This window comes from Brevibacterium sp. HMSC22B09, assembly GCF_001806795.1.
In the GTDB taxonomy this organism is placed as follows: domain Bacteria; phylum Actinomycetota; class Actinomycetes; order Actinomycetales; family Brevibacteriaceae; genus Brevibacterium; species Brevibacterium ravenspurgense.
The window spans coordinates 35,794-48,373 of record NZ_KV786018.1; the positions used below are offsets into that span (position 1 = coordinate 35,794).

The window sequence follows — 12,580 nt, forward strand, 5'->3', positions numbered from 1 at the left end:
ATCCGGTGGCCCACAATCGTCGCCGGAGGTTTCATGATCACAATCGACGGTGTCAGTCGCACCTATGGCAGCGGGGAATCCGCGGTTCACGCGCTGCGCGATGTTTCCCTGCACGTTGAGCAGGGCAGCATTTTCGGTGTTGTCGGCCAGTCCGGCGCTGGTAAGTCCACTCTTCTGCGCTGCGTCAATGCGCTTGAACGTCCTGACAGCGGGACCGTGACAGTCGGGGATCACCCCATCAGCTCCCTGCGCGGGCGCAGGCTTTCGGAAGCACGCCACGACATCGGGATGGTCTTCCAGCACTTCAACCTCGTGGGCAACCGCACCGTGGCCGACAACGTCGACTTCGCGCTCGAAGCCGTCGGTCAGCCGCGCGCCAAGCGTCGCCAGCGCGTTGGTGAGGTCCTTGAGCTCGTGGGCCTGTCTCACCGCGCAGACCACTACCCACGCCAGCTGTCCGGCGGACAGCGCCAGCGCGTCGGCATCGCCCGGGCGCTGGCAGCTCAGCCCAAGGTGCTGCTCAGCGACGAGGCCACCAGCGCGCTCGACCCTGAAACCACCCGGTCGATTCTCGACCTCATCAAAAAGCTCAGCGTCGAACTCGACCTGACCGTCCTCCTCATCACCCACCAGATGGACGTGGTCAAGCGCATCTGCGATTCTGCTGCGCTCATGGAAGACGGTGCTGTGCAGGAAACCGGAACTCTGCCGGAGCTCATCAGCTCGCCCGGCAGCCGGATCGCAGACGAACTGTTCCCCGTTGGTGCCTACGCGCCGGTCCCGGGACACGAAATCGTCGACGTAACCTACTTCGGAAGCGAAGCCACCGACGGCGCGGTCGTCAAACTCGCTCGTGAACTCGACATCGACGTATCGATCCTCGGCGCTGCGCTGGAAACCGTTGACGGCAAGCAGGTGGGCCGCACCCGCCTGGCGGTGCCCGGTGATGTTCGGCAGGCCCAGGCGGTCGTCGAGAACTTCCGTTCGCGCGGACTCGTGGCCTGGCGTGCGCAGGAACAGGGAGGTGCGGCATGACCGACATCAACAACCCCGACTTCTGGCCTCAGCTGTTCAGCGTTCTGTGGAAGGGCACCCAGGAAACCCTGTTCATGGGGTCGGTGGCAATGTTCTTCACCCTCCTGGTGGGGCTGCCGTTGGGCATTGTGCTCGTCGCAACCGAAAAGGACGGCTTCCTCGCTGCACCGTTCGGCCAGCGCTGGCTGGGCGCAATCATCAACTGGGTGCTCGGATTCGTCGTCAACGTCGGCCGCTCCGTGCCGTTCATCGTGCTCATGATCGCGCTCATTCCCACAACGCGCTTCGTCATGCAGGTGTTGACCGGCCGGGCGACGTTCATCGGCACGGAAGCTGCAACGGTTCCGCTGACGCTGGTGGCCATCCCGTTCTTCGCCCGCATGGTCGAAATCGCGGTGCGCGAAGTCGATCCCGGCCTGTTGGAAGCTGCTGAATCCCTCGGCGCGTCCCGGTGGCTGACGATTCGCCGCGTCATCATGCCCGAAGCGACACCGTCGATCATTCTGGGCACAGCGACGACCCTGACCTCGATCATCAACTTCTCGGCGATGGTCGGCACCGTGGGCGGCGGTGGTTTGGGCCAGGTTGCGATCACGTACGGACACCAGATGTACTCGCCGATTCACATGGTCGCAGTCATCATCATCCTGTTCGTCCTGGTGCAGATTATCCAGACGGCCCTGAGCTTCATCGCCAAGCGGTACGGGCGGGCCAAGCCCCGCCACCGCGGCTTCTTCAGCCGTCAGATCTGACGGCGTGCAGACAAACACACAGAAAAACCCACCTAAGGAGAAACATGAAGGTATCGGCTCGCCGCGGCATCATCGCCGCAGTCGCTGCTCTCAGCCTCACACTGTCCGCCTGCGGCGGCGGTGCACAGAAGTCAGAAGACGCATCGCTGGACACCCCGCTGAAGGTCGGCGCTCTGGCCGTCCCGGCCGGTGAAATGCTCACCCACGTGGCTGACGAACTCGCCGAAAAGGAAGGCATCAACGTCGAGTTCGTTGAGTTCAACGACTACAACACCCCCAACCCGGCGCTGTCGGACGGTTCGATTGATGCGAACCTGTTCCAGCACCAGGACTTCCTCGACACCTACAACGAGGAAGCCGGCGGTGACCTCGAATCGGTTGGCGAAATCTACCTGCCGGCGGCTGCCTTCCACTCGAAGAAGTACAAGTCGCTCGACGAACTCCCTGATGGTGCTGTCGTGTCGATCCCGAACGACCCGACGAACGAAGGCCGCGCCCTTGAACTGCTGCAGGAAGCCGGCGCGATCAAGATTGAGGACGGAGCAACCAAGCCCGACGGCATCACCGAGAACAAGAAGAACTTCAAGTTCCAGGAAGTCGACAACGCGAGCCTTCCGCGCACGCTTGTAGACGATGACGCCGCCTTTGTCACCTCGTCCTACGCCATCCCGGCGAAGCTGACGAAGGACACCATCATCGCGACCGAGGAAGAGGGTTCGAAGTACTACAACGTGCTTGCCACTCGTCCCGAGCTCAAGGATGACGAGCGCATTCAGAAGCTCCACAAGATCCTGACCTCGCAGGACATGGCTGACTTCATCAACGAAAAGTGGGACGGCCTCATCCTGCCGAACGTTCAGTAAGACACTCGCTGTCAGAAGCGACGGAAAGGGGCCGCGGGAGTTTTCCCGCGGCCCCTTTCTGTGTGCTCCCTCCGGTCTGAAGCCGGTCTGTCAGTGCAGCTTGATGCTCAGCCCCTGGATCTGCTCGTAGGGGTTGAGCGTCATCGTCACGGTGCGGCTTCCGAGCGTTCCGGTCACGGTCCACTTCGCCGACGAGGCGCCTGTGAAGTGAGGCTCGTTGGGCTCCTTTTCGACTTCTCCCGTGTGCTCGCGGGCGGCAGCCCACGCGGCCAGGCGCTCCTGGCGCGGCTGGTCGAGGTCGACATTCATGGAGAAAACCCCGTCAGCCGCACTGTCGTCGCCGGTGCGGATCATGTTCTCAGCAATGCGGACCAGCTCCAGAGCGCGATCGCTGGGGCCGAATGCGCTGACAGAGCGAACGGGGAAAACCATCCCTGCTCCCGGCCTCGTGGGGGTCGCGGTTGGTGCCTCTGCGCGCGGCCACACGGGGCTGGAGGGGCCCTCGTGGCGCTGAACTGCGAGCCCGGCTTCGAGAGCCTTGGCTGTGACGGCTTCCGTAGGGTAGCCGGTCAGCGCGGTGAACAGGATGACTCCCGTGCGGGTGGCCGCGTGCCACCGCATGTGCAGACCGAAACCGGGGTAGCCGCCGGAATGCCCGGCGAAGCTGCCGAACCGGGTGTCGAAATAGCAGCGCAGGCCCAGTCCGTAGCCGCCGCTGACCGCGAAGAGCTCAGGGCCACCGTGGGCGGCGTCAGATGTCCCGTGCGTGATTTCCATGGCCCGCACCGGCTGCTGCTGGTCGGCCAGCACTCGCCGCCACAGGCGCACCCGCCGGGGAGTGTCTTCGCCCGTGGCTGCCGCTATTGCACGGAAAGCCGAATCGTCGCCACCAGGGCTGACAGCGTCGATCTGCGCCTGCACCCACACGGCGAGGTCGCCCACGGTCGAAGCGAGTCCGCCGATGGCCGAAAACGCGCCGGGCAGAGAAATGTCCTGCGGTTCGAGCTCGCCATCGCGGTTGCGCCGGTATCCCGTGACCAGCCGATCCGCATCGAGTTTGCGAACATCGAAACCTGAGGACGTCATGCCCAGGGGAGTGAGGAAGACCTCGTCGATGAGCTGTGCGAACGGCTTCTGCGCGGCGCGCTCGATGATGAGTCCGGCGACCGCATAGCCCAGGTTGGCATAGCGGTAGGCCGTGCCCGCCGGGAAGTCGCGGATGACTGGTTCCCCGAGCAGCCGCAGGAAATCCTCTTGAGACATCGATTCCTGGCGGTCTGCCCAGGGATCGTCCGTCGGCAGACCCGATGACATGCGCAGCAGATCGTCAATGACGACGTCCTCAGCCCACCCCGCCTCGGCGAGTTCAGGCACCCAGTCGAGAACAGGATCGTCCATCCTCACCGGCTTTCCCGGAATGAGACCCCTGACCAAACCGGTCAGGGCAGCCGCCGTGAACGACTTCGTGATCGAGGCGACCCGGAAGATCCGGTCCCGGCCCTCCACCTCGTGAAGCTGACCGTCTGAAATGATCCCGAACGCCGTTTCCGGCACCCGGGTGGTCTCCTGGCGGATGGTGTCGACAATGGCTTCGCGTGCGGTCTGCGACAGCACTTTCACAGCTCCTTCTTCGCGGTTTCGGTCGATGCGTCGTCAATGTGGAGGTTGGCATAGGAATCACCGAGGATTTCGTGCAGGCCTTCGTCGTAGCCGATCGTGCGACGGTTGGCGGCAAAGACGTACATGACAATGCCCAGGAGCATCCACGCGCCCAGAATGATGTACTCCGCCGGCCACACCAGCGACGACGATGTTCCGGGAACCAGCGCCCACACGATGACGCCGATAGCGCCCAGACCACCGAGCGCGGGCAGGAACGACAGCTTGGAACGGCGAACCGCATTCGGGTACTTGCGCGGCAGCAGGTACTTGGCGATCACCACCATGAACCACACAACACCCAGGTACACGCCGCCAGTGTCGAGGAACCACACGACGGCGCCCGGACCAAGCCAGCCCAGAGCCAGAGTGACAACGGTCGTCACGATGAGAGCGCGGCCGGGAGTCTGCCGCTTGGGGTTGATGACGGCGAGGCTCGGCGGGAGCAGCTGGCCGCGGGCCATGGCCACGATGATGCGCGAACTGGCTACGAACAGGCCGAGGAAGCTGGTGAGCAGGCCCAGGAACGCGATTGCGTAGGCACCGGTGCCCAGAACGGGGAAGCCGGCCTCAGTGAACGCCGACACGGTGCCCAGGTCCATCTTCGCGACGTCCTGCCACGGCATAACCCACGCGGTTGCGGCAAGAACCGCGGTGTAGAACAGGCCCGCGGTGATGACGGTGAGGACCACCGCACGGCCCACCCGCTTGGGTGAGATCTTTGCGTCTTCGGCAAGGACGGCAACAAGGCCGAAGCCCGCCAGGAAGGTCATACCCGGAATGATGAAGCGCAGAGTGTCAGAAACCGGGGCAGCACCTTCGGCGTAGGCAGGGAAGAAGTTCGACGGCGAGCCGCTGGCGAAGCCCACAACGATCAGTGCTGCGCCGATCAGCACAATCGCTGCGAACATGAACATCTGCACGCGCCCGCCGATCTCAACGCCGAACCAGTTGAGCGCAAACATGAGAAGGGTGAGGATGACGCCGACCGCCAGAACCGGCAGGTACACGGTTTCGCCGTTGATGGTGTAAAGCGGCATCGTCTTCATTGCCGGCACGAAGTTGCTCAGCAGGAAACCGAAGGCGGTGACGTAGAACGCCAGGGACGACACGTAGGCACCCAACAGCATCCAGCCGGTGAAGAAGGCCGGCCCGCGGCCCATCGTGGTGTAGGAGAAGACGACCTCACCGCCGGCGCGGGGGAATGCGGATGTCAGCTCTGAATATGCCAGAGCAACAAAGGAGGCCAGCAGAACGCCGAGCAGCAGGCCGAAGACCATACCGCCGGCGCCGTAGGCGTCCATGAGTTTCGAGTTGGTGTAGATCCAGCTTGTTCCGATGACGCCGGCTACGCCGAACGCCAGAAGCTGGAAAAGACCGAGCGACTTTTTGAGTTCAGCCACGATGTCCTTCCGGGGAAGAGCGCCGGGCTCTTACGGCCGCAGCGCCAGACGATTGGTTCGCCTCATGATACGACGTGCGGTGTGACCTGCATCAATGTGCCCCGGGTGGGGGTTTGAAGCACCGGGCACGAGGTGGCAGGGCACGAGGTGCCTGCCCGGGTTTGTTCTGAGGGCTGGGCTGGTGCGGTGGGTGGGCTGTGGCTGGGTGCGATTCAGCTGTCCCTGCGGGCAAGCCCCTGAACCGGCTCAACTCCCAGGAGTCTGCGCAGCCTCCCCAGGTTCAGCGAGCGGGACTGGGAGATCTTGCGCACGGCAAAGCGGTCGAGTCCGTCTTTTGGCTTGCGGCCGGTCTTTTCGCGCATCCACGCGGTTGTCAGGGCGAGGTCGGCGGCGCGCTCGTCAAAGCGGAACGGCACGAGCCCCGCGCGTGCCATGAACGTGTTGATGGCGTCACGCAGAACATAGGGTTCGGGGTCGGCCACATTGATCGGGCCGTAGGCCTCGGGGTGCTTGAGACCTGCGAGCACGGCGGCGGCCACATTGTCTGAACTGGCCAGCGCTGTTTTCTGGCGGCCGCCTCCCGGAAGTTCGACGAGTCCCTTCTTGCTGGCAAGCGACTGAATGAAGGGGAAATTGCGCCTGTCGCCGGGTCCGTAGACGGGGGCGGGGCGCAGAATGAGGGCGTCCGGGCGCAGGCGGGTGACGACGTTTTCGGCTTCGACCTTGGAGCGTTCGTACTCGGTGGTGAAGCAGTCGAGTTCCGCGGGGCCGCGCTCTTCGTACAGGTCCTTGTAGCCGCGGCGGGGATCGTAGACATCGGCGCATGACAGGTAGATGAAACGCGCCTTGGGGAAGGCATCGAGAACATTGCGGGTCCCCGTGACATTGGCGCCGTGGGCATCGTCCCTCGACAGGTGGGCGCCGCTCACTCCGGCAGCGTGGACGACAGCGGTGAAGTCACGCCCGGCGAAACGGTTATCAGCGGGCACGCGGATGTCCCATTCGACGTGCTCGACGGAATCATCGAGCGGTGCAGACGTCCCAGCGCTCACCGTGGTGTAGCCGGCTTCGCGCAGTGCGGAGATGACGGCGCGCCCAATGCATCCGGAAGCGCCGGTGACAAGAACGGTCATACGCGTAGGTTAACGCGCTTAGACCGCTTTGGCCGGGAAGCCGCGAGTGTCGCCTAGTTGCGGTCGATGTTCTTGCTGACGAGCCCCTCGGCCTCGGAATGGTCGTGGCTCCATTCGGGGGACCGCTTTTCGAGAAAAGCGGTGATGCCCTCCTGGGCGTCATTGAGGACGGCGTTGTCCGCCATAACCCGGCCCATGCGCGAATAGGCCTCGGTTGCGCTCAGTGAGATCTGCTCGTAGAAGGCGCGCTTGCCGATCGAGACCGTGGTCGATGAGGACTGGGCGACCGCGCGGGCCACCTCGAGTGTGCGCTCGCGCAGGGCGTAGGCCGGTGCGGTGTGCGAAACAAGGCCGCGCTGGAATGCCTCTTCTGCTTTGATCGGCTCGCCGGTCAGGAGCATTCGCATGGCCGTCTTGCGGTTGACCGCGCGTGACAGCGCCACCATCGGGGTCGAACAGAACAGGCCGATGGTCACACCGGGTGTGGCGAAGGAGGCGCTTTCGGAAGCCACCGCGAGGTCGCACGTGGCCACCAGCTGACAGCCCGCAGCGGTGGCCAGGCCCTGCACTTCGGCGATGACAGGCTGGGGAATCGACTGGATGATGCGCATGAGCAGGGTGCAGGTGTCGAAGATGTTCTGCTGTGTTGCGTGGTCGCTGCCCTGGACTTCGCGCAGATCGTGCCCGGCGGAGAACACCTTGCCAGTGGATGCCAGCACAACGGCGCGTACGTCGGTGTCCTTGCCGACCGTGCGGAAGGCGTCGATGAGTTCGTGCATCATCTTCCGCGACATGGAGTTGCGGTTTCCGGGGCTGTTGAGGGTTACGAAGGCAACGGGGCCGTCGTATTCGAGCGTGACCAGTTCTTCAGACATGTGTTCAGTCTGCCAAAGTCCGTGCCGGTGCGGAAAGAATATGTCAGAAATTATGAGTTGAGTGGAATAGACTCAACCTTATTGAAGTTACCTGTATGAACGTAGTTTTGCACGAAGGGAGGTGTCCCCATGGACACCAAATTCACGTCACGGTCGCAGGTGGCTCTTTCCACCGCGATCAAGGACGCCGCGGAGCGCGGAAACTCGCAGGTTGAGCCTGCACACCTCCTCGCTGCTCTGCTCGAGGGTGACGACAGCATTGCCGGTGCCCTCATCACTCACCTGGGTGGACGCCCCCAGGAGATTCGCAGCCGTGCCCAGGCCATCGTCGCCGGTCTGCCGTCTGCCAGCGGATCCTCCGTCAGCCAGCCGCAGCTTTCGCGCGCCGGCCTGTCGGTCATCAGCAGTGCTGAAAAGGAAATGCAGGCACTCGGTGACCAGTACGTGTCGACCGAACACCTCCTTCTGGGTATTGCAGCTGATTCCGGTGAAGCCGGTCGGCTGCTCAGTGCCGAAGGCATTTCCCGCGATGCGCTGCTGGCCGCTCTTCCGGAGGTTCGCGGTGGTCGCAAGGTCACCAGCGAAAACCCGGAAGACACCTTCCAGGCGCTGGAAAAGTACGGTCTTGATCTGACCCAGCAGGCCCGCGACGGCAAACTCGACCCCGTCATCGGCCGTGACTCTGAGATCCGTCGGGTCATCCAGGTGCTGTCGCGCCGCACCAAGAACAACCCGGTGCTCATCGGTGAAGCCGGTGTGGGCAAGACGGCTGTCGTCGAAGGCCTTGCGCAGCGCATGGTCGCAGGCGACGTCCCCGAAAGCCTGCGCGGCAAGCAGCTGGTCAGCCTCGACCTGTCGGCCATGGTCGCCGGTGCCAAGTACCGCGGCGAGTTCGAAGAGCGCATGAAGGCCGTTCTTGAGGAGATCAAGAACTCCGAAGGCCAGATTGTGACCTTCATCGACGAAATCCACACGCTCGTCGGCGCAGGTGCCACGGGGGACTCCGCAATGGATGCGGGCAATATGCTCAAGCCCATGCTGGCCCGCGGCGAACTGCGGCTGGTGGGTGCGACGACGCTCGATGAGTACCGCGAGAACATCGAAACGGACCCTGCCTTGGAGCGCAGGTTCCAGCAGGTGTTCGTCGGTGAGCCCAGCGTTGAGGACTCGATTGCGATTCTGCGCGGTCTGAAGGAACGCTACGAAGCTCACCACAAGGTGACGATCGCAGACTCGGCTCTCGTGGCCGCCGCCTCGCTGTCGAACCGCTACATCACCGACAGGCAGCTGCCGGACAAGGCGATTGACCTCGTTGACGAGGCCGCCAGCCGCCTGCGCATGGAAATCGATTCGGCACCCGTCGAGATCGACCAGCTGCAGCGCGATGTCGACCGCCTCAAAATGGAGGAAATGGCCCTGTCGGCCGAAACCGACGAAGCCTCGAAGGAGCGCCTGGCCGCTCTGCGTGAAGACCTTGCAGACAAGCAGGAAACCCTGTCCGGTCTGACCGCTGCGTGGGAATCACAGCGTGCGGGTCTGAACCGCCTGGGCGAACTGCGGCAGAAACTCGACGATCTGCGCAGCCAGGCTGAGATCGCGCGCCGCGACACGGACCTCGAAACGGCTTCGCGCCTGCTGTACGGCGAAATCCCGCAGGTCGAAAAGGAGATCGCAGCGGCAGAAGAAGCCGAATCGGCAGCCGGCCAGACCAAGCAGATGGTGGGCGAGCAGGTTACGGCCGACGACATCGCCGAAGTCGTGTCGTCGTGGACGGGCATTCCCGCCGGCCGTCTGCTGGAAGGTGAACGCGAGAAGCTGCTGCACGCCGAAGAGCACATCGGCAAGCGGCTCATCGGCCAGAAGAAGGCCGTTGAGACCGTGTCGGACGCTATCCGCCGTGCGCGCGCCGGGGTTTCCGACCCCAACCGTCCCACGGGTTCGTTCCTGTTCTTGGGTCCGACCGGTGTCGGCAAGACGGAACTGGCCAAGTCCCTGGCTGACTTCCTGTTCGATGACGAGCGCGCCATGATCAGGATCGACATGTCCGAATACGGCGAAAAGCACTCGGTGGCTCGTCTGGTCGGTGCGCCTCCGGGCTATGTCGGCTACGAAACGGGTGGTCAGCTGACCGAGGCGGTCCGCCGCCGGCCATACTCGGTGGTCCTGCTTGACGAGGTCGAGAAGGCTCACCCGGATGTCTTCGACATTCTGCTGCAGGTGCTGGACGACGGTCGGCTGACCGACGGTCAGGGCCGAACCGTTGACTTCCGCAATACGGTGCTCATCCTGACGTCGAACCTGGGAAGCCAGTTCATGGTGGACCAGACTCTCGATGCCAAGACGAAGGAAGAGTCGGTCATGGATGTGGTGCGCACCGCGTTCAAGCCGGAGTTCCTCAACCGTCTGGATGACGTTGTCATGTTCGACGCTCTCAGCCGCGAGGACCTCGCTCGGATTGTGGATCTGCAGATCGATGCGATGCAGAAGCGTCTGAGCGACCGCCGCATTGTTCTGGACATCACGCCGGCTGCTTCGGACTACTTGGCGCAGGAAGGCTACGATCCGGCGTTCGGCGCTCGCCCGCTGCGCCGTCTGGTGCAGCGCACGATCGGCGATGGCCTGGCCAAGGAGATCCTGGCCGGCGAAGTGCGCGATGGCGACACCGTGCGCGTCGACACCGCCGAATCTGGTGGTCTGTCGATCGTTCCGGTTGAGCACGCCGACTGACGCGGGCTGTTCACACGCGAGGGGCGCGGAGAAATTCTCCGCGCCCCTCGTTTCCTGTGTTTCAGAAGCTGCTTAGGCGGTCTTGCTGTAGTCCTCGGACATCTTTGAGCCGTCCTTGCGCTGGACCGCACAGACGATGTGCCTGTTGTCGGGGTCCTTCCAGCCCGTTGCATTGGGGGTGAAGAAGACCATTTTGAGGTCGTCCGCGACAGCGCGATCGGTGTCGAGTTCGAAGCGCGCGGACTTGCAGTAGCTTTCGCCGTCCTTGCTCAGTGTGCTGTAGCCGGGATAGGTATCCGACTGGTCGGAGGTTCGGCCGACCGAGAAGATCTGGTGAACGTGGGGTTCACTGCAGGGCACGGTGGCTGGTGGGCCGGCAGTGGAAAGGTTGATTACGCAGTCACCGGCTTTGAGCTTTCCCAGGCTGGTTGCGATATCGCTGCCCGGGGGAGGCGCGTCACCATCGTCCTGCGATCCCGGGTCGTTGGGGTCTCCTGTGTTCTCCGGCAGAGGTGCCGGTTTGCTGTCAGGTGACGAGGTGCCGGGTGCGGGTTCTGCTACCGGGTCCTTCTTGAAGGCGAAGAAGCCGAAGAGGCCGAGCCCCAGCGCGCCGACGATGATGAGCACCAGGACCAATCCACCGCCGACGAGCCCGATGATCAGCCCCGTGTTCTTCTTTTTAGGCGGAGGTGGAGGGGCCCCGAAGGGCGAAGGCTGTGGTCCGCCGGGGTAGGGAGGCTGCTGGCCGCCGCCGTACTGCGGGGGTTGCCCGTCACCGTAGGGTGACGCCTGCGGGGCGCCGCTCTGGTGCTGCGGCTGCCCACTGCCGCTCTGGTATGGGGACTGCTGGTTGCCGCCGTACTGCGGGGGCTGCCCGCCACCACCGTGTTGTGGAGGCTGCGGCCTATGTCCGTAGGGTCCTGGGGGCGGGTTGGTCGGCGGCTGTGCTGGCATGAGAACTCCCTGTCAGATGCGGTAGTCCACCCAAACGGGCGCGTGGTCAGATGCTCCTTTGCCCTTGCGTTCTTCGCGGTCGATGTGGGCGTCGACAGCGGTGGCGGCAAGGGCCGGTGAGGCCAGTTGGAAGTCGATGCGCATGCCCTCCCTCTTGGGGAAGCGCAGGCGCTGGTAGTCCCAGTAGGTGTAGACGCCGGGGCCGGGGGTGAACTGCCGGGTGGTTTCCTGCAGGCCCGCGTCGGTGAGGCTGCGGAACGCTTCGCGTTCGGGTTCGGACACGTGCGTCAGGCCGTCAAATGCCTCCATGTCCCAGACGTCTTCGTCGAGCGGGGCGACGTTGAAGTCGCCGACCATGACGAAGCGGTCGTCGGGGTCTGCGGCAAGCCGGTTCGCTGCGACATCGCGCAGGTGGCCCAGCCAATCGAGCTTGTAGTGGTAGTGCGGGTGGTCGAGTTCCCTCCCGTTGGGCACGTAGAGCGAATAGACGCGCACCCCGCCGGTGTCGGCCGACAGTGCGCGGGCTTCGAGAGCGTCGTTGAATTCGGGCATGCCCGCAAAGCCGATTTCGACATTGTCGAGACCAACGCGGCTGGCGATGGCAACGCCGTTCCACTGGTTGAGGCCGTGGTAGGCGACTTCGTAGCCGCGGGACGAGAAGATGTCTTCCGGGAACTGGCTGTCGCGGCACTTGAGTTCTTGAATCGCCAAGACGTCGACGTCTGAGCGGTCAAGAAAAGCCCCGATGCGCTCGGTTCGGGCTCGGATCGAGTTGACATTCCAATTCACAATTCGCACGAGTCCACCCTAACGGCTTGCACTGACACGGTCACGGGTCTTGTTATCAGGAAACGTGCGCGGGTCTGTGGAAAGCATGAGAGGGCCTGAAGAACAGCCGTCTGGCCTGCGAAAAAGGCGAATTTCCAAAAATAATGTCCGTATCGTGAAAATATGCATGCGGAGGAATTATTATTTATGTAAGCTTGATCACGTCGGCTCGGTGGGGATCGAGCGGACATCACGGACGTATGGGGATGCGTCCAGGTACTCGAGGGGAGTGCTCCGAAGGCCCGGCCACTGACGGCCGGGCCTTCGATCGTTTGGGGAGGGCGTCCTGACGGGCTGAGCCGAGCCCCCAAAAAACACCCTTTAGCCGGTTTCTGCGGCTTAGCCGTAGGG

General features: G+C 63.6%; 10 protein-coding genes. 4 read left to right on the forward strand and 6 right to left on the reverse strand.

The features are described from left to right. The first annotated feature begins 33 nt into the window (after nt 1–33). The 3 genes from HMPREF3087_RS06115 to HMPREF3087_RS06125 are packed head-to-tail and all read left to right on the forward strand — an operon-like array spanning nt 34 to nt 2,650. Nucleotides 34–1,035: a methionine ABC transporter ATP-binding protein gene (locus HMPREF3087_RS06115; protein WP_070428468.1), complete on the forward strand. Its 1,002-nt coding sequence runs from the start codon at nt 34–36 to the stop codon at nt 1,033–1,035. Further along, on the forward strand, nt 1,032–1,787 hold the full coding sequence (locus tag HMPREF3087_RS06120; protein WP_061941505.1) for a methionine ABC transporter permease: 756 nt from the start codon (nt 1,032–1,034) through the stop codon (nt 1,785–1,787). The genes HMPREF3087_RS06115 and HMPREF3087_RS06120 overlap by 4 nt, the downstream gene beginning before the upstream one ends. 44 nt (nt 1,788–1,831) lie before the next feature. Continuing rightward, nucleotides 1,832–2,650, forward strand: coding sequence for a MetQ/NlpA family ABC transporter substrate-binding protein (locus HMPREF3087_RS06125; RefSeq protein WP_070428469.1), 819 nt, complete (start codon nt 1,832–1,834; stop codon nt 2,648–2,650). Between the two features lie 90 nt (nt 2,651–2,740). Here the strand turns inward: HMPREF3087_RS06125 and HMPREF3087_RS06130 are convergent, their stop codons facing one another. The 4 genes from HMPREF3087_RS06130 to HMPREF3087_RS06145 all read right to left on the reverse strand — a co-directional run bounded on the left by HMPREF3087_RS06130 (nt 2,741) and on the right by HMPREF3087_RS06145 (nt 7,720). Then, on the reverse strand, nt 2,741–4,270 hold the full coding sequence (locus HMPREF3087_RS06130; protein ID WP_070428470.1) for a serine hydrolase domain-containing protein: 1,530 nt from the start codon (nt 4,268–4,270) through the stop codon (nt 2,741–2,743). Continuing rightward, nucleotides 4,267–5,712, reverse strand: a complete 1,446-nt coding sequence (locus HMPREF3087_RS06135) for an APC family permease (protein WP_070428471.1) — start codon at nt 5,710–5,712, stop codon at nt 4,267–4,269. The genes HMPREF3087_RS06130 and HMPREF3087_RS06135 overlap by 4 nt, the downstream gene beginning before the upstream one ends. Before the next feature lie 212 nt (nt 5,713–5,924). Continuing rightward, on the reverse strand, nt 5,925–6,845 hold the full coding sequence (locus tag HMPREF3087_RS06140; RefSeq protein ID WP_070428472.1) for an NAD-dependent epimerase/dehydratase family protein: 921 nt from the start codon (nt 6,843–6,845) through the stop codon (nt 5,925–5,927). 53 nt (nt 6,846–6,898) lie between these two features. After that, nucleotides 6,899–7,720: an enoyl-CoA hydratase gene (locus tag HMPREF3087_RS06145; protein WP_070428473.1), complete on the reverse strand. Its 822-nt coding sequence runs from the start codon at nt 7,718–7,720 to the stop codon at nt 6,899–6,901. A 129-nt stretch (nt 7,721–7,849) separates the two neighbouring features. On the opposite strand from HMPREF3087_RS06145, the gene clpB reads away from it, so the two are divergent. Further along, nucleotides 7,850–10,447, forward strand: coding sequence for an ATP-dependent chaperone ClpB (gene clpB / locus HMPREF3087_RS06150; protein ID WP_070428474.1), 2,598 nt, complete (start codon nt 7,850–7,852; stop codon nt 10,445–10,447). Between the two features lie 72 nt (nt 10,448–10,519). Here clpB and HMPREF3087_RS10525 read toward each other — a convergent pair whose 3' ends face one another. Beyond that, a complete protein-coding gene (locus HMPREF3087_RS10525) occupies nt 10,520–11,401 on the reverse strand; it encodes a hypothetical protein (protein WP_141738892.1) in 882 nt (293 codons plus the stop codon). Nucleotides 11,402–11,413: 12 nt separating this feature from the next. Then, nucleotides 11,414–12,199: an exodeoxyribonuclease III gene (locus HMPREF3087_RS06160; protein WP_070428476.1), complete on the reverse strand. Its 786-nt coding sequence runs from the start codon at nt 12,197–12,199 to the stop codon at nt 11,414–11,416. Nucleotides 12,200–12,580 lie beyond the last annotated feature (381 nt).